The following is a 16,386-nucleotide window of genomic DNA, read 5'->3' as shown; positions in this document are numbered from 1 at the left end:
GCGGGAATCGCGGCGTTTACAGCAGGCCTACGGCGGTGTCCACGGCGGCGGCGACATCGCCGTCGGCCGGATAGAGCAGCGACCGCCCGACGACCAGGCCCTGCACCGTCGGCAGCCGCAGCGCCTTGGCCCACTTCTCGTACGCGGCCTCCTGGTCCCGGACGGTGGAGCCGATGTCACCGCCGAGCAGCACCGTCGGCAGCGTGCTGGTCTCACAGACCCGCGCCATCGCCTCCGCGTCGTCGGTGACCGGCAGCTTCAGCCAGGTGTACGCGGAGGTGCCGCCGAGGCCGGAGGCGATGGCGACGGAGCGGATGACCGCCTCCGGGCTGAGGTCGTTGCGGACCCTGCCGTCTATTCGGGACGACAGGAACGGCTCGACGAAGACGGGCAGTTCCCGCTCGGCCATCGCGTCGATGGCGCGGGCGGTGGCCTCCATCGTGGTGAGCGACCCGGGATCGTCGTAGTCGATGCGGAGCAGCAGCTTCCCGGCGTCGAACCGGAGCCGGGCCAGGTCCTGCGGCCGGTGCCCGGTGAACCGGTCGTCCATCTCGAACGACGCGCCGGCGATCCCGCCGCGGTTCATCGAGCCCATCACCACCTTGCCCTCCAGGGCACCGAGCAGCAGCAGGTCCTCCAGGATGTCGGCGGTGGCCAGCACCCCGTCCACTCCCGGCCGCGACAGCGCGAGCACCAGCCGTTCGAGCAGGTCCAGGCGGTTGGCCATGGCGAGCCGCCGGTCCCCCACGGCGAGCGCACCGCGGGCCGGGTGGTCGGCTGCCACGATCATCAGCCGCCCGCTCTCGCCGATGAGCGGCCGGCGGGTACGACGGGCGGCGGCCTCCGCCACCGCTCCGGGCTGCCGCGCCCGCAACGTCGCGAGATCACTGATCCGAGGGGACAAGGGTCAACTCACCTTCTTGGGGCGGGGCGGGGTGGAGCGGAGTGGGGTGGTGCGGGCCGGCGGCCGGGCCGGGCGAGGGGTGGGGGCCGGGCGAGGACTGCGGACCGGGCCGCCGGGGGTCACCGGCCGGCGAGGAACTCCTCGACCTCCTCGCGCGTGGGCATCGCGGAGGAACAGGCGAGCCGGGAGGCGACGATCGCTCCGGCCGCGTTCGCGTACCGCATCATCGGCTCCAGGTCCCAGCCGGAGAGCAGCCCGTGGCACAGCGCCCCGCCGAACGAGTCCCCCGCGCCGAGTCCGTTGACGACCTCGACGGGGGTGGGCGGCACTTCGGCGACCCGGCCGTCCCGGTGCACGGCCAGCACGCCCTTGGGCCCCTGTTTGACGACGGCCAGCTCGACGCCCATGTCCAGCAGCGCGTGCGCACACGCCTTGGGATCGCGCAGCCCGGTCGCGACCTCGGCCTCGTCCACGTTCCCGACCGCCACGGTGGCGTGCCGCAGCGCGGCCTCGTAATACGGCCGTGCGGCGGCCCGCGCCGCGGCGCCGGTGGCCCCGCCGTCGCCGGAGGCGCCGCCCTCACCGCCCCAGAACATCGGCCGCCAGTCGAGGTCGAAGACGGTCGGTCCGGCGGACTCGGCGCGCGCCTCCAGCGCGGCCAGGGTGGCGCTGCGACTGGGCTCCTCACACAGCCCCGTACCGGTGACCCAGAAGATCCGTGCCGCCGCGATCGCCTCCCGGTCGAGCTCCCCCGCGTGAATGTCGAGGTCAGGGGCCTTGGGGCGCCGGTAGAAGTACAACGGGAAGTCGTCCGGCGGGAAGATCTCGCAGAAGGTCACCGGCGTCGGATGGGCGGCGACCGGCGTCAGCCACCGGTCGTCCACCCCGAACTCCCGCAGCGCCTGGTGCAGGAACTCCCCGAACGGGTCCGCGCCGGTACGGCTGATGACCGCGCTGCGCCGCCCGAGCCGGGCGGCCGCCACCGCGACGTTCGCGGCCGAGCCCCCCAGGAACTTTCCGAAGGTCTCCACCTGCGCCAACGACACGCCGGTCTGCAGCGGATAGATGTCCACCCCGATCCGGCCCATCGTGATCAGGTCGTACGACTCGGTCATACACGCCCCTTCGGGTCAGCGCGCTCCATCCGCTTGCCGCTCAGCGGGTTCACTCGGCGGGACCGGGTTCTTTCACCCCGCCCGAGGAAAGGTCTAACGGTGACCCTCAGACCCTGTCAACAGTTTGTCCTTACATTCTGACGTCAAAGCGAACCTGCGCCTGCAAGTCCTTACGTCCTTATGTCAGGACGAAGTCTTGACACTCCCCGGGGCGGCAGAGAGGCTGTGCCCCACAACCCCACCCCGCGCCTTCCCGGTCACCGCCGACCGGCGAGAGGAGAGCCGCAGCATGCCCGCACGCCATGCCGCCCCGCCCGTCCTGGACCGCCTCCGCATCGGTTCGGCCCCCGACTCGTGGGGAGTCTGGTTCCCCGACGACGACCGGCAAGTCCCCTGGCAGCGCTTCCTCGACGAGGTCGCCCAGGCCGGCTACGAGTGGATCGAGCTCGGCCCGTACGGCTATCTGCCCACCGACCCCGCCGTCCTCCGCGACGAGGTCGCCCGCCGCCACCTCAAGGTCTCGGCCGGCACGATCTTCACGTCGCTGCACCACGGCCCGTCCGTATGGGACAAGACCTGGGCGCACGTCTTTGAGGTCGCCACCCTCACCCAGGCCATGGGCGCCCGGCACCTGGTCGTCATCCCGTCCTTCTGGCGGGACGACAAGACCGCCGAGGAGCTCGAACCGCGCGAACTGACCGTCGAGCAGTGGAAGCACCTGACGACGGGCATGGAGCGCCTGGGCAAGCGGGTGCGCGACGAGTTCGGGCTCGACATCGTCGTCCACCCGCACGCCGACACCCACATCGACACCGAGGAGCACGTCGAGCGCTTCCTCCACGTCACCGACTCCGACCTGGTCAACCTGTGCCTGGACACCGGCCACTACGCCTACTGCGGCGGCGACAGCGTCCAGCTGATCCGCACCTACGGCGAACGGATCGGCTACCTGCACCTCAAGCAGGTCGACCCGGACATCCTCAGCGACGTCGTCGCCAAGGGCACGCCGTTCGGCCCGGCCGTCCAGCAGGGCGTGATGTGCGAACCGCCGCTCGGCGTACCCGCACTGCCGCCCGTCCTGGAGGCCGCGCAAGAACTGAACGTCGACCTCTTCGCCATCGTCGAACAGGACATGTACCCCTGCCCGCCGGACCGCCCGTTCCCCATCGCCGAGCGCACCCGCCGCTTCCTGCGCTCCTGCGGCGCCTGACGGAAGGGAGCACGGCATGGAACACGGCATGGCACGCGGCACGGAGGACGGTGACGGCATGGAGCACGGCACGGAGGACGGTATGAGGAGGCGGAGCGGCGTGGTGTCCGGCGGAACGCTCGGGGTGGCGGTCATCGGGACCGGGCGGATGGGGGCGGACCATGTGCGGCGGATCGATGAGGTGATCAGCGGGGCCCGGGTGGCGGCGGTGGCGGACATCGACGCGGCACGGGTGAAGCATCTGGCGGACGGCATCGAGGACTGCACCGCGTACACCGATCCCGCTGCCGCCATGGACGACCCGGCCGTCGACGCGGTGGTGATCGCCTCGCCCGGCCCCGCGCACGAGGCGGCACTGCTGGCGGCGTTCGCACGCGATCGGCCCGTGCTCTGCGAGAAGCCGCTGACGCCGGACGCCGCGTCCGCGCTGCGCGTGCTGGAGGCCGAGCAGGCGCTCGGGCACCGCCGCGTACAGGTGGGCTTCATGCGCCGTTACGACGCGGACTACCGGAGCCTGAAGTCCCTGCTCTCACAAGGGACTTACGGGCGTCCGCTGATGCTGCACAACCGCCATCGGAATGCGGACACGCCGCCCGGCTTCACCAACGCGATGATGATCAACGACTCGGTGGTGCACGAGATCGATGTGACGCGCTGGCTGCTGGACGACGAGATCACCGCCGTACGCGTGCTGCGCCCCGTCCCCACCGCGCACGCGCCCGAAGGGCTGAGCGACCCGCAGCTGGTCCTCTTCGAGACCGCGGGCGGCCAGGTCGTGGACACCGAGATCTTCGTCAACTGCGGTTTCGGCTACCAGGTGAGCTGCGAGGCGGTCTGCGAGGGCGGCACCGCCCGGATCGGCGACGACCACGGTGTCTTCACCAACGCCGGCGGCCGCTGGGGCGGCGCCATCCCGCCCGGTTTCGTGGAGCGCTTCGAGGACGCGTACGACCGGCAGGTGCAGCTGTGGGTGAACGCCACCCGGCGCGGCGAGGTCGAGGGCCCCAGTTGCTGGGACGGCTACGCCGCGGCCGCGGTCTGCGAGGCCGGGGTGCGCGCCCAGGCCACCGGTGAGCGCGTCCCGGTCGAGCTGGTCGAGCGGCCGGCGATGTACCGCTGACCGCCCCCCGTCACCTGTAGCTTCCGTACCGAAAGGCCCCGTTCCCATGCCCATGTATGCCACGCGTGTCGCGCCCGTTCCGCGGGCGCGGCGGGGGTGCTGATGGCCGTTCCGACCAGCCAGGTGGCGTCCGCCGGTCAGCGTCCTGCCTCCCGGGACCGGAACGCCAAGCGCTTCATCGTCGGCATCGCCGCCATCGCCGCCCTCGGTGGCGCCCTGTTCGGCTACGACACCGGGGTGATCTCCGGCGCGCTCCCTTTCATGGAGGGCCACTTCGGCCTGACGTCACTGGGTGAGGGCGTCATCACCAGTGCCCTGCTGATCGGCGCCGCCCTCGGTTCGCTGATCGGCGGGCGGATGTCCGATGCGCTGGGCCGGCGCAGTGCGCTGCTGTGGGCCGGTGCGGTGTTCATCGGGGGCGCGGTCGCCGTCGCGCTCTCCCCCACCGTGCCGTTCATGACGGTGGCGCGGTTCGTGCTCGGCCTGGCGGTCGGCAGTGCGTCCGTGATCACCCCGCTGTACCTGTCCGAGATCGCTCCTCCGCACATCCGGGGCCGGCTGGTCTCGTTCAACTCCCTGATGATCGTCAGCGGGCAGTTGCTCGCGTACCTCCTCAACGCGGTCCTGGCGCAATGGGCGGCCTGGCGCTGGATGCTGGGGCTCGCCGCGCTGCCGGCGGTGGCGCTGTTCACCGGGCTGTTCTTCCTGCCCGACACCCCGCGCTGGTACATCAGCAAGGGGCGGCAGGAGGACGCGGCCCGGGTGCTCGGCCGTACGCTGCCGGCCGAGGACGTCGCCCCCGAGCTGGCCCGGATCGACCGCGCCCGCAGTCTGGAGGCCAACGCCCGGCGCGGCGCCTGGCGGGAGCTGCGGACGCCGTGGGTGCGGCGGCTGCTGCTGGTCGGCATCGGGCTGGCGGCGGTGCAGCAGATCACCGGCGTCAACGCGGTGGTGTACTTCGCGCCGAAGATCCTCGCGTCGACCGGTCTGGGCACCGGCGCGGCCATCACCGCCACGATCGCCGTCGGGGCCGTCTCCGTGGTGGCCACGGCGATCGGGATGTCGTTGATCGACCGGGTCGGCCGGCGGCCCCTGCTGCTCTGCGGGCTGGCGGGGATGACGGTGGCGCTCGCGCTGCTCGGGGCGTCCTTCCGTCTCCCGCATTCGCCGGCCGTCAGTGTGCTGGTGCTGTGCCTGATGGTGCTGTACATGGCGTTCATGCAGGCCACGCTGAACACGGGGGTGTGGTTGCTGCTCGCGGAGATGTTCCCGCTGCGGGTGCGCGGACTGGCCATGGGGGCCGCGGTGTTCGTGATGTGGGTGGTCAACTTCGCGGTGGCGCTGGTCTTCCCGGTCCTGCTGGACGCGGTCGGCGCGAGCAGCACGTTCTGGTTCTTCGGGGCGATGTGCGTGCTGTCGTGGGTCTTCTGCCGGCGTTACGCACCGGAGACGAAGGGGCTGGCCCTGGAGGACCTGGAGCACGAGCTGCAAAGGGCGGCGGGCACGTAGGGCGCCCGGGCCGCCCCTGGAGGGCCCCGGAGGGGACGCGAAGGGAGCGGTATCTCCCTCCCGTCACAGGCGTACGGCGGGTGTCACGGCTGTCACAGTTCCCCGGGCCTTCGGTCACAACCGTTCAACAGCCCCTCGCCGGTCGTCACCCAGCGTCGTTGTCCGGGCACAGGCTGAGGGATCACCAGGCCGTACGCGGCCCCGGCCGGCTCGTCCCGGGCCGGCCCTGCGTGCGGCGCTCAGGAGGTGTCAGAGATGACCGACCGCAGGCTCTGGTCGTACAAGGAGATCGCGGCGCACATCCAGGTGCAGCCGGACACCGTGCGCTCGTACCGCAAGCACGGGCTGCTGCCCGAACCGGATCTGGTGGAGGGCGGGAAACCCTTCTGGTTCGCGGACACGGTCAGAGCGTGGGTGGCCCAGCGGCCGAGCCGGCGCGGCCGGTAGTGACGCCGCCGCCGGCGGGCCGCCCGGGCCTTCCGGGTGCTCCCGTCCCTCTCGTGCCCCCGTGACGCCCGGTCGCGTGGCTACGATCGAGGTATGGCCCAGACACCCCAGGCCGCCGCCGTGCCGGACCGGGCCGCCGCCGCGCCCGCCCGGGTCGCGGTGATCGGGGCCGGTGCGATCGGCGGGTACGTCGCCGCCCTCACCCGGTGGGCGGGCCTGGACGTCACGCTGTGCGTCCGCAGTCCGCTGCGGGACCTCGCCGTCGAGAGCGGCGGCGAGGTGCGGACCGCGACGGTGCGGATCGTCACCGATCCGGAGCGGGTGGCACCGGTCGACTGGGTGCTGCTGACCACCAAGGCGCAGGACACCGCGAGCGCCGAGGGCTGGCTGCGGCGGCTGTGCGGCCCGGAGACCGTCGTCGCGGTGCTGCAGAACGGCATCGGCCAGAAGGAGCGGGTGGCACCGCTCGTTCCTCCGGGGACCGCGATCCTGCCGACCGTGGTCTACATCTCCGCGGAGCGCATCGCGCCGGGCCGGGTCCGGCACCACGTCGCCAGTGAACTGCACGTTCCCGAGGGCCCGTTGGCGGACCGGTTCGCCGCGCTGCTGGCCGGTACGGGGCTGCGGGTGCATCCGGTGCCGGACTTCACCACGGCCGTCTGGCGCAAGCTGTTCACGAACCTCGCGGCGAACCCCCTCACGGCCCTGCTCCAGCAGCGGATCGGCGTCTTCGCGGATCCGGAGATGGCGGCGCTCAGTCGCGATCTGCTGCGGGAGGCGGCGGCCGTGGCCCGCGCGGAGGGCGCGGACATCGGTGACGCGGACATCGCCCGGACGCTGGAGCTGTACGCGCACGCGCCGCCCGACGGTGGCTCGTCGATGCTGTACGACCGGCTCGCGGGCCGTCCGCTGGAGCACGAGTACCTCACCGGCGCGGTGGTGCGGGCGGCCGAACGGCACGGCATCGCGACGCCGTTGAACCGGATGCTGCTGGTGCTGCTGCGGGCGGTGGACCGCGAACTGCGGGCCGGGCGTCAGGAGTAGGCGGACCCGGGCGGGCGGGGAGCCGGTCGCGGCCGGGGCCGGGCCGGTGTCACGCGGCTCCGGGCGGGGCCGTCGACCCCCTGATCTCCAGCTCCGGGGCGACGAGTTGGTGGTCGGCGGGCGGGTGCGCACTGGTCGCCGGGTTCGCGGCGGCCGGCACGTCGTTGCCCGCCATGCGGTCCAGGAGGCAGCGGGCGGCCCGCCGGCCGACCTCGTGGCTGGCGTTGTTGACCGAGGTCAGCCAGAGGTGGCGGATGCGGGCGAGGTAGGTGTTGTCGTAGCCGACGAGGGAGAGGTCGACGGGTACGGTCAGCCCGAGTTCCTGGGCCGCGGAGAGCGCGCCGACGCAGGAGATGTCGTTGAACGCGAAGACGGCGGTGGGGCGTTCGGTGCGGCGCGCGGGGTTGAGGAGTCGTACGGCGGCGCGGTAACCGCCCTCCTCCGTGCCGTCGGCGCTCTCGACCACGGCGGCGGTGTGCAGGCCGTGGGCGCGTACGGCGGCCTCGAATCCGCGGCGGCGCAGGGTGCCGACCAGGCCCTGGCCGGAGATGTGGGCGATCCGGCGGTGGCCGAGGGAGATCAGGTGCTCGGTGGCGAGCCGGGCGCCGCGTTCGTCGTCGTTGGCGACGATGTCGACGTGCGGGAGCCGGGGTTCGTGGTTGCCGGCGATGACGGTGGGCAGCCGCTCGGCGGCCTCGGCGAGGCCGTCGGTGTCCGGGAGGGTGCCGACGACGACGAGGCCGTCGACCCGCAGTTCCTGGAAGGTGCGGGCGACGTCCTGGCCGGTGCGCCGGTCGAGCCGGCCGTCGGCCATCAGTATGCGCAGGCCGTGGGCGTGGAGGACCGAGTTCAGGCCGTCGAGGAGGTCGACGAACCAGGGGTTGCGCAGGTCGTTCAGGAGCACGCCGACGGTGTGGGTGCGGCGCGCGACGAGGCTGCGGGCGGCGGCGTTGGGCCGGTAGCCGAGCTCGTCGATGGCGGCCAGGACGGCCCGCCGCTTGGTGTCGCTGACCCGCGGCGAGCCCTGCAGAACGAGCGAGACCAGCGATTTGGAGACACCGGCGCGTTCCGCGACCCCGCGGATCGTCGGGGGCCGGCCGGCGGCTGCTGCCCGGTGGCCGCCGTCGCGCTCGTTGGACCGTTCCATGGACCGGAATCCTGCCATCGCCACAGGTGACCGTCAACGCCGAGGTCGCAGGTGACCGTCAACGCCGGGAGGGTCCGCCGCTCCCGGCCTCCCCGCGGCCCGCCATGCGGCCTGCGAGAAGGGTTGACATGCGGACATCCGGACATGCAGGGTGCGCGGAACGGCCGCTGTTGGACCGTTCCAATTGCTGCCCGCCGCGTTCCACGACGTTCCACGACGCTTCACGACGTTTCCCATGGCAGCCGCCACCGCCACCTCCTGGAAGGACCGAGAAGTGAAGATCGGCCTCATCGGCACCGGGCGCATCGGCGCCTTCCACGCCAAGACCCTTCAGCAGGTTCCCGGCGTCACCGATCTGGTGGTCGCCGATGCCGACCCGGCGCGGGCCGTCTCGCTGGCGCAGACGCTGGGCGTGCGTGCGGCCGCGGGCATCCCGGAGCTGTACGCGGACGGCCCGGACGGGGTCGTGATCACCGCCGCGACCAGTGCGCACGCCACCCTGATCCACCAGGCGCTGGACGCCGGTGTGCCGGTCTTCTGCGAGAAGCCGGTCGCGCTGGACGTGGCGGGCACGATCGGTGTCGTGGAACGGGCGCAGGCCGGCCCGGTGCCGGTCCAGATCGGCTTCCAGCGGCGCTTCGACGCGGGCTACCGGGCCGCCCGCGAGGCGCTGCGCTCGGGCGAGCTGGGCTGGCTGCACACCCTGCGCGCCTGCACCAGCGACCAGGCCCCGCCGCCCGCCGGGTACATCCCCACCTCGGGCGGGCTGTTCCGGGACTGCTCCATCCACGACTTCGACGTGCTGCGCTGGCTCACCGGCCGTGAGGTGGTCTCGGTCTACGCGCAGGGGTCCAACCGCGGTGCGTCCTTCTTCGCCGACGGCGACGACGTCGACACCTGTGCGGCGCTGTTGCGCTTCGACGACGACACCCTGGCCACGGTCACGGCGACCCGCTACAACGGCGCGGGGCACGACGTCCGCCTGGAGGTGTGCGGCTCGCGGGGCACCCGGATCGTGGGGCTGGACGACCGTGCGCCGCTGCCGTCCGCGGAGCCGCGGCTGTCGTGGCGGCGGGCGGCCGCCCCGTACGCGACGTTCATGGAGCGCTTCCACGAGGCGTACGTGACCGAGCTGGGGGTCTTCGCCGAGGTGGCCGCGGGCCGCGCGGAGAACCCGTGTCCGCCCGCGGAGGCGCTGGAGGCTCTGTACGTGGCCGAGGCGTGCGAGCGGTCCCGGCGGTCCGGTGCGCCGGTGGCGCTCGCCGACGTCCGCGCTACGGCCGGTCCGGCAGCCCCGAGGGGTCGGACGGGTGCGGGCACGGCGGGCGGGGAGCGGTAGCCGCGCGGCGGACCGCCCGGCGGCGGATGGCCCACTGCACGACGGTGGCGGTGGCGGCGACCGCGCAGGAGACGCCCAGGCCGACGGCGGCGGCGTACAGCGGGCTGCCGGCGGTGGCGCTGCCGAGGTAGCCGAGGCCGGCCGAGTACGCCGCCCAGGTCGCCTCGGCGATGCCGGCGCCGAGGAGGTACCTGGGCAGCGGGTAGCGGAGGACGCCGGAGGCCAGCGCGCCGGCGATCCGGCCGCTGGGCAGGAACCGCACGGCGATCACGAACGGGATGCCGTAGCGCTCGATGCGCCGGGAGGTCCGGTCCAGGAGGGCGCTGCGGCGCGGGGTGCGCCGCATCCAGTCCCGCACGGGTGCGCCGAACCGCCGGGCGGCGAGGAACATCAGCAGATCTCCGGTCAGGGCGCTGCCCGCCACGGTGAGCAGGACGAGGGGGAGGAAGAGTGCGCCCCGGGAGGCGAGTACGCCGGCGGAGACGAGCAGGGCGGAGTTGGGGACGAGGGGCGGCAGGGTGGTGAGCGCCAGCAGGGCGTAAAAAGCGAGTACGGCCATGCGCCGCCTCCTCGGATCGGCTCCGAGTCCGTATCCCAAGGCTGACGCGCGGCGGGGTGCGCGGCAACGCGGCGGCGTGGTCCCCGGCGGGAACCGGCGTGCCCCCGCTTGGGTACATACCCCCTAGGGGTATAGGGTGGGCAAGGCCGGTCGAAGCTCGGACAGAAGCATCGGACATCCGCACCACGAGGAGAACCCATGGCTGAGAACAGCTCCTGCTGCACCCCGGAAGGCTCCTGCCACTCCGGCGCCGCCGACGCCCCGGCCGGCGCGGTGACCACGACGTACCGGGTCACCGGCATGACCTGCGGTCACTGCGAAGGGGCGGTGTCGTCGGAGATCTCGGAGATCCCGGGCGTGAGCGCGGTGCAGGCGGTCGCGACCACCGGGCTGGTGACGGTCACCTCGAAGGCACCGCTGGACGAGGAGGCGGTGCGGGCGGCCGTCGACGAGGCGGGTTACGAGCTGGTGGGCCGGGCGGCCTGATTCCGGTTCGCCGGTCCGCGCGTGCGGATGCGGGTCGTCACCCCCGGCCGCGGCTCGCGCCGCCGCGCGTAACCATTCAAACCTTCACATAATCCCTACAGTTGACACAATGTCCACACTCCGGGACACAGCACCCATACCCCAAGGCCCCGATCTCCAGATCGAGGGCCTTGACCGCATTCGCCCCCATATGGCAAGAGACCCAGATCACACTCATCGGAACGTAACCATTGAGGGGGGTCGTGAGTCTAACCGGGCAGTGCAGGCACCCCGGCGGGTCTTGCACTGCACCTGCCGTGCCGGTCTTGGGGGACCGTGCCACGGCTACGCGTGGCCGGGGCGACGTGCCCGGGGAGCTTTGAGCGGCCCTCCCGATGTGCGCGTCCCGGCAGAGCGCGGTGCAACCCGGAACGCCCGGACGGATCCCGTGGGGGGAATCCAACCGGGACAAGGGAAGCGCCCCGCACTCTGGACCCGTGGGGGGATCCGGAGGCGGGGCGCTTCTCGCTTTTGGGCTCAGGGCCGCCCGAGAAAGCAGGCGCAGGCGTCAGCGCTGCTCGACCGGCACGAAGTCGCGCTCGATGATGCCGGTGTAGATCTGGCGCGGGCGGCCGATGCGGGAGCCCGGCTCCTTGATCATCTCGTGCCACTGGGCGATCCAGCCGGGAAGCCGGCCGAGCGCGAAGAGCACCGTGAACATCTCGGTCGGGAAGCCCATGGCCCGGTAGATCAGACCGGTGTAGAAGTCGACGTTCGGGTAGAGCTTGCGCGAGACGAAGTAGTCGTCGGAGAGCGCGTGCTCCTCCAGCTTGAGGGCGATGTCCAGCAGCTCGTCGGACTTGCCGAGCGCGGAGAGGACGTCGTGCGCCGCCGCCTTGATGATCTTCGCCCGGGGGTCGAAGTTCTTGTAGACGCGGTGCCCGAAGCCCATGAGCTTCACGCCGTCTTCCTTGTTCTTCACCTTGCGGATGAAGGCGTCGACGTCGCCGCCGTCGCGCTGGATGCGCTCCAGCATCTCCAGCACGGACTGGTTGGCGCCGCCGTGCAGGGGGCCCCACAGGGCGTTGATACCGGCGGAGATCGAGGCGAAGAGGTTCGCCTGCGAGGAGCCGACCAGGCGGACCGTGGAGGTCGAGCAGTTCTGCTCGTGGTCGGCGTGCAGGATCAGCAGCTTGTCCAGGGCGCTGACGACGACCGGGTCCAGCTCGAACTCGGCGGCGGGCACCGAGAAGGTCATCCGCAGGAAGTTCTCGACGTAGCCGAGGTCGTTGCTCGGGTAGACGACCGGGTGGCCGACCGACTTCTTGTAGGCGTAGGCCGCGATCGTCGGGAGCTTGGCCAGCAGCCGGATCGTGGAGATGTGGCGCTGCTGCTCGTCGAACGGGTTGTGGCTGTCCTGGTAGAAGGTCGACAGCGCGCTGACCACGGAGGACAGCATCGCCATCGGGTGGGCGTCCCGGGGGAAGCCGTCGTAGAAGCGCTTGACGTCCTCGTGGAGCAGGGTGTGGTAGGTGATGTCCTGCTTGAAGGCCGACAGCTGGTCGACGGTGGGCAGCTCACCGTTGATGAGGAGGTACGCGGTCTCGACGAACGTGCTGCGCTCTGCGAGCTGCTCGATCGGGTACCCGCGGTAACGAAGAATTCCCTGCTCACCATCGAGATAGGTGATCGCGGATTTGTACGCCGCGGTGTTGCCGTAACCGGAATCCAGGGTCACCAGACCGGTCTGGGCGCGCAGCTTCGAGATATCGAAGCCCTTGTCGCCGACCGTGCTGTCGACGACCGGGTAGCTGTATTCGCCGTCCCCGTAACGCAGTACTACAGAGTTGTCGCTCACGTCATCCCTCACCGACGTTGTGCCTCTTCTTCGAGGTGCCCTGACTGCCTATACCTTCCCCCATTTGGACCTTGGATGTGCACTCGGGGTCGGCCATAGGGCCTCATTACGGCACTCAGTGCCGCGCCAGTGTCCCATCCTGCTCCCGTTCGACCCGATTGGGAAAGAGGTGTGACATCACATCGCCCCGGCGAGCCGGTGAGCCAGCGCCGTACCCCGCCGACCGGCGGAAACCGTGCGTACGGCCTGCCCCAGGGCCTTGCGGGAGCCGACCAGCACCACCAAGCGCTTTGCCCGGGTGACGGCGGTATACAGCAGATTGCGCTGCAGCATCATCCAGGCGCTGGTGGTGACCGGAATCACCACCGCTGGATACTCACTACCCTGCGAGCGATGGATCGTCACGGCATAGGCGTGGGCGAGTTCGTCGAGTTCGTCGAATTCGTACGGGACCTCCTCGTCCTCGTCCGTGCGGACCGTCAGCCGCTGCTCCTCCGGATCCAGGGCGGTGACCACGCCCACCGTGCCGTTGAAGACGCCGTTGCGGCCCTTTTCGTAGTTGTTCCTGATCTGGGTGACCTTGTCGCCCACCCGGAAGACCCGGCCGCCGAAGCGCCGCTCGGGCAGGTCGGGGCGGGCGGGGGTGATGGCCTGCTGGAGCAGACCGTTCAGCGCGCCCGCGCCGGCCGGGCCGCGGTGCATCGGGGTCAGCACCTGGACGTCCCGGCGCGGGTCGAGACCGAACTTCGCCGGGATGCGGCGGGCCGCGACGTCCACGGCGAGTCGCCCGGCCTCCTCATTGTCCTCCTCCGCGAACAGGAAGAAATCGGTCAGCCCGGTGGTCAGCGGCGGCACACCGGAATTGATGCGGTGGGCGTTGGTGACCACGCCGGACTGCTGGGCCTGCCGGAAGATCCGGGTCAGCCGGACGGCCGGTACGGGGCCGGAAGGGGCCAGGAGGTCCCGCAGCACCTCCCCGGCACCGACCGACGGCAGCTGGTCGACGTCGCCCACCAGCAGCAGATGGGCGCCCGGCGGGACCGCCTTGACGAGCTTGTTGGCCAGCAGCAGGTCCAGCATGGACGCCTCGTCGACGACCACCAGATCGGCGTCCAGCGGCCGGTCCGCGTCGTAGGCGGCGTCCCCGCCCGGCTTGAGCTCCAGGAGGCGGTGGACCGTGGAGGCCTCCGCGCCGGTCAGCTCCGACAGCCGCTTGGCGGCCCGGCCCGTGGGCGCGGCCAGCACGACCGTGGCCTTCTTGGCGCGGGCCAGCTCGACGACGGAACGGACCGTGAAGGACTTGCCGCAGCCCGGGCCGCCGGTGAGCACCGCGACCTTCTGCGTCAGCGCCAGCCGCACCGCCTCCTGCTGCTCCGGGGCCAGCTCGGCGCCCGTACGACGGGCCAGCCAGGCCAGCGCCTTGTCCCAGGCCACGTCCCGGAAGGCCGGCATCCGGTCCTCGTCGGTGCGCAGCAGCCGGGTCAGCCGCCCGGCGAGCGAGATCTCCGCGCGGTGGAACGGCACCAGATAGACGGCGGTGACCTCCGAACCGTCCTCCCCGGCCGGCACCTTCTCGCGCACCACGCCCTCCGGCTCCGCGGCCAGCTCCCCCAGGCAGTCGATCACCAGGCCGGTGTCCACCTGGAGCAACTTCACCGCGTCGGCGATCAGTTGCTCCTCGGGCAGGAAGCAGTGCCCCTGGTCCGTGGACTGCGACAGGGCGTACTGCAGGCCCGCCTTGACCCGGTCCGGGCTGTCGTGCGGGATCCCGACGGACTGCGCGATGCGGTCGGCGGTGAGGAAGCCGATGCCCCAGACGTCGGCGGCGAGACGGTACGGCTCGTTCTTCACCACCGAGATCGAGGCGTCGCCGTACTTCTTGTAGATGCGCACGGCGATGGACGTGGAGACCTCGACGCTCTGGAGGAAGACCATGACCTCCTTGATGGCCTTCTGCTCCTCCCAGGCGTCCGCGATCTTCTTGGTCCGCTTGGGGCCGAGCCCCGGCACCTCGATGAGCCGCTCCGGCTCCTGCTCGATGACGTCCAGGGTGTCGACCCCGAAGTGCTGGGTGATCCGGTCGGCGAAGACCGGGCCGATGCCCTTGACCAGGCCCGAGCCGAGATAGCGGCGGATGCCCTGGACGGTGGCGGGCAGCACCGTCGTGTAGTTCTCCACGGTGAACTGCTTGCCGTACTGCGGGTGCGAGCCCCAACGGCCCTCCATCCGCAGCGATTCGCCCACCTGCGCCCCCAGCAGCGAGCCCACGACGGTCAGCAGGTCACCCGAGCCCCGGCCGGTGTCGACCCGCGCGACGGTGTAGCCGTTCTCCTCGTTGGCGTACGTGATCCGCTCCAGGACCCCTTCCACCACGGCTGTGTTGACCATGCCCCGACGGTACCCCCAGGGTCCGACAACGCGGCCGGGACCTGGCGGAGCGGACCTCGCGGAGCGGACCTGGCAGAGCAGACCAGGCAGAGCAGACGTGGTGGTCCAGTCGTCGCGGCCGTGGTGTGCGGCATCGAGGCACCACCATCGAGGGGCCCGTCCCCCCAAGGTCGGGCCCCTCGATTCCCCCTCCCGTGCCGGCCCCGGATCCCCCCGGATCCCTCCCCCTTGCGGGGCCAGCGTCAGCTATGACCTCTGCCGGCCGCGAACGGTTGCGCGCATCCGCTGAGTTATTCGCCCGTCACCCCTTGTACGAATTCCGTTCACCCGGCGCCTCCGGTGCGGACTCCGGCCGGGCGGCGACGTGCCGGCGGAAACGGTCCACGATCTCGGCCAGTACCTCGGTGCCGTCGCGGGCCCACAGCGCCGGATTGAAGATCTCCACCTCGATCGGCCCCCGGTAGCCGGCCGCCTCGACGCGCTCCCGGAACCAGCGCAGGCCCACCACGCCGTCCCCCAGCTGCCCGCGGCCCAGCAGCACGCCCTCCGGGAGTGGGGTGACCCAGTCGGCCAGCTGGAAGGCGGCGAGGCGTGCGGCGGCACCGGCGCGGTCGATCTGCGCGCCGGCGGTGTCGTCCCACCACAGGTGGTAGGTGTCCACGACCACCCCGACCCGGTCCGCGGGGAACCGCTCGGCGAGGTCCAGCGCCTGGGCGAGCGTGGAGACCACGCACCGGTCCGCCGCGTACATCGGGTGCAGCGGCTCGATCGCCAGCCGTACGCCCCGTTCCGCGGCGTACGGCGCCAACTCCCCCACGGCGTCCGCGATCCGCTCCCGGGCGCCGGGCAGGTCCCGGCTGCCGGCCGGCAGCCCGCCCGAGACCAGCACCAGGGTGTCCGTGCCGAGGGTGGCGGCCTCGTCGACGGCCGCCCGGTTGTCGTCCAGGGCCGCCGCCCGCTCCCCGGGGTCGAGGGCGGTGAGGAACCCGCCCCGGCACAGGCTGCTGACCCGCAGCCCGGCCGCGCGGACGAGCCGGGCCGCCGCGGCCACGCCGTAGGCCTGCACCGGAGCGCGCCACAGCCCGACGGCGGGGATGCCGGCCCGTACGCAGCCGTCGGCCAGTTCGGGCAGTGACCACTGCCGGAGGGTCTCCTGGTTGAGGCTCAGTCGGGAGAGGGAGGTGGGGCTGGTAGGCACGGTGGGGCCGGTCAGGTTGCCGGTCATGCGGGGGCTCCGCTCCGTTGCGCGCTCCCGGGGGGCCTTCTTCGCCGTCCCCGGGA

General features: G+C 71.9%; 14 protein-coding genes. 7 read left to right on the top strand and 7 right to left on the bottom strand.

Going from position 1 to position 16,386, the window contains the following annotated elements:
• Window positions 1-16: 16 nt before the first annotated feature.
• Both AB0G35_RS14120 and iolC read right to left on the bottom strand, forming a co-directional pair.
• Window positions 17-904, bottom strand: a complete 888-nt coding sequence (locus tag AB0G35_RS14120) for a deoxyribose-phosphate aldolase (RefSeq protein ID WP_360948198.1) — start codon at window positions 902-904, stop codon at window positions 17-19.
• A gap of 119 nt (window positions 905-1,023) precedes the next feature.
• Window positions 1,024-2,019, bottom strand: coding sequence for a 5-dehydro-2-deoxygluconokinase (gene iolC / locus AB0G35_RS14115; RefSeq protein ID WP_360948196.1), 996 nt, complete (start codon window positions 2,017-2,019; stop codon window positions 1,024-1,026).
• 289 nt (window positions 2,020-2,308) lie between these two features.
• Here iolC and AB0G35_RS14110 point away from each other — a divergent pair, with 289 nt between their 5' ends.
• The 5 genes from AB0G35_RS14110 to AB0G35_RS14090 all read left to right on the top strand — a co-directional run bounded on the left by AB0G35_RS14110 (window position 2,309) and on the right by AB0G35_RS14090 (window position 7,349).
• Window positions 2,309-3,229 carry a sugar phosphate isomerase/epimerase gene (locus AB0G35_RS14110; RefSeq protein WP_360948194.1) on the top strand — a complete coding sequence of 307 codons (921 nt, stop codon included), beginning with the start codon at window positions 2,309-2,311 and terminating at the stop codon, window positions 3,227-3,229.
• 82 nt (window positions 3,230-3,311) lie between these two features.
• Entirely contained in the window at window positions 3,312-4,349 is a 1,038-nt protein-coding gene (locus tag AB0G35_RS14105; protein WP_360948252.1) for a Gfo/Idh/MocA family oxidoreductase, read from the top strand.
• A gap of 102 nt (window positions 4,350-4,451) precedes the next feature.
• On the top strand, window positions 4,452-5,858 hold the full coding sequence (locus tag AB0G35_RS14100; protein WP_360948192.1) for a sugar porter family MFS transporter: 1,407 nt from the start codon (window positions 4,452-4,454) through the stop codon (window positions 5,856-5,858).
• Window positions 5,859-6,113: 255 nt separating this feature from the next.
• Window positions 6,114-6,305: a MerR family transcriptional regulator gene (locus AB0G35_RS14095; protein ID WP_360948190.1), complete on the top strand. Its 192-nt coding sequence runs from the start codon at window positions 6,114-6,116 to the stop codon at window positions 6,303-6,305.
• Between the two features lie 93 nt (window positions 6,306-6,398).
• Window positions 6,399-7,349 (top strand): 2-dehydropantoate 2-reductase, encoded by a 951-nt coding sequence (locus AB0G35_RS14090; protein WP_360948188.1) that lies wholly within the window; start codon window positions 6,399-6,401, stop codon window positions 7,347-7,349.
• A gap of 49 nt (window positions 7,350-7,398) precedes the next feature.
• Here the strand turns inward: AB0G35_RS14090 and AB0G35_RS14085 are convergent, their stop codons facing one another.
• Window positions 7,399-8,496, bottom strand: a complete 1,098-nt coding sequence (locus AB0G35_RS14085) for a LacI family DNA-binding transcriptional regulator (RefSeq protein WP_360948186.1) — start codon at window positions 8,494-8,496, stop codon at window positions 7,399-7,401.
• Window positions 8,497-8,770: 274 nt separating this feature from the next.
• Between AB0G35_RS14085 and AB0G35_RS14080 the strand changes: the two genes are divergently transcribed.
• Window positions 8,771-9,835, top strand: a complete 1,065-nt coding sequence (locus AB0G35_RS14080) for a Gfo/Idh/MocA family oxidoreductase (protein ID WP_360948250.1) — start codon at window positions 8,771-8,773, stop codon at window positions 9,833-9,835.
• Here AB0G35_RS14080 and AB0G35_RS14075 read toward each other — a convergent pair.
• Window positions 9,771-10,394, bottom strand: coding sequence for a VTT domain-containing protein (locus AB0G35_RS14075; RefSeq protein WP_360948184.1), 624 nt, complete (start codon window positions 10,392-10,394; stop codon window positions 9,771-9,773). The genes AB0G35_RS14080 and AB0G35_RS14075 overlap by 65 nt on opposite strands.
• A 198-nt stretch (window positions 10,395-10,592) precedes the next feature.
• Here AB0G35_RS14075 and AB0G35_RS14070 point away from each other — a divergent pair, with 198 nt between their 5' ends.
• Window positions 10,593-10,880 carry a heavy-metal-associated domain-containing protein gene (locus AB0G35_RS14070; RefSeq protein ID WP_360948182.1) on the top strand — a complete coding sequence of 96 codons (288 nt, stop codon included), beginning with the start codon at window positions 10,593-10,595 and terminating at the stop codon, window positions 10,878-10,880.
• 547 nt (window positions 10,881-11,427) lie between these two features.
• On the opposite strand, the gene AB0G35_RS14065 is transcribed toward AB0G35_RS14070, so the two are convergent.
• The 3 genes from AB0G35_RS14065 to AB0G35_RS14055 form a co-directional block, all read right to left on the bottom strand.
• A complete protein-coding gene (locus AB0G35_RS14065; RefSeq protein WP_360948180.1) occupies window positions 11,428-12,717 on the bottom strand; it encodes a citrate synthase in 1,290 nt (429 codons plus the stop codon).
• 177 nt (window positions 12,718-12,894) lie between these two features.
• Window positions 12,895-15,105 (bottom strand): ATP-dependent RecD-like DNA helicase, encoded by a 2,211-nt coding sequence (locus AB0G35_RS14060; protein WP_360948178.1) that lies wholly within the window; start codon window positions 15,103-15,105, stop codon window positions 12,895-12,897.
• A 301-nt stretch (window positions 15,106-15,406) separates the two neighbouring features.
• A complete protein-coding gene (locus AB0G35_RS14055; RefSeq protein WP_360948248.1) occupies window positions 15,407-16,330 on the bottom strand; it encodes a sugar phosphate isomerase/epimerase family protein in 924 nt (307 codons plus the stop codon).
• Window positions 16,331-16,386: the final 56 nt, after the last annotated feature.

Origin of the sequence: Streptomyces sp. NPDC021749 (assembly GCF_040640655.1) — a bacterium.
Classification (GTDB): Bacteria; Actinomycetota; Actinomycetes; order Streptomycetales; family Streptomycetaceae; genus Streptomyces.
This window is presented reverse-complemented; position numbering and strand designations above follow the sequence as displayed.

What these genes read in the sequence shown, in the direction of transcription:
- iolC (WP_360948196.1), bottom strand. Translation starts at nt 2,019, where the DNA reads ATGACCGAGTCGTACGACCTGATCACGATGGGCCGGATCGGGGTGGAC.
- AB0G35_RS14090 (WP_360948188.1), top strand. Translation starts at nt 6,399, where the DNA reads ATGGCCCAGACACCCCAGGCCGCCGCCGTGCCGGACCGGGCCGCCGCC.
- AB0G35_RS14085 (WP_360948186.1), bottom strand. Translation starts at nt 8,496, where the DNA reads ATGGAACGGTCCAACGAGCGCGACGGCGGCCACCGGGCAGCAGCCGCC.
- AB0G35_RS14095 (WP_360948190.1), top strand. Translation starts at nt 6,114, where the DNA reads ATGACCGACCGCAGGCTCTGGTCGTACAAGGAGATCGCGGCGCACATC.
- AB0G35_RS14100 (WP_360948192.1), top strand. Translation starts at nt 4,452, where the DNA reads ATGGCCGTTCCGACCAGCCAGGTGGCGTCCGCCGGTCAGCGTCCTGCC.
- AB0G35_RS14055 (WP_360948248.1), bottom strand. Translation starts at nt 16,330, where the DNA reads ATGACCGGCAACCTGACCGGCCCCACCGTGCCTACCAGCCCCACCTCC.
- AB0G35_RS14105 (WP_360948252.1), top strand. Translation starts at nt 3,312, where the DNA reads ATGAGGAGGCGGAGCGGCGTGGTGTCCGGCGGAACGCTCGGGGTGGCG.
- AB0G35_RS14070 (WP_360948182.1), top strand. Translation starts at nt 10,593, where the DNA reads ATGGCTGAGAACAGCTCCTGCTGCACCCCGGAAGGCTCCTGCCACTCC.
- AB0G35_RS14075 (WP_360948184.1), bottom strand. Translation starts at nt 10,394, where the DNA reads ATGGCCGTACTCGCTTTTTACGCCCTGCTGGCGCTCACCACCCTGCCG.
- AB0G35_RS14110 (WP_360948194.1), top strand. Translation starts at nt 2,309, where the DNA reads ATGCCCGCACGCCATGCCGCCCCGCCCGTCCTGGACCGCCTCCGCATC.
- AB0G35_RS14060 (WP_360948178.1), bottom strand. Translation starts at nt 15,105, where the DNA reads ATGGTCAACACAGCCGTGGTGGAAGGGGTCCTGGAGCGGATCACGTAC.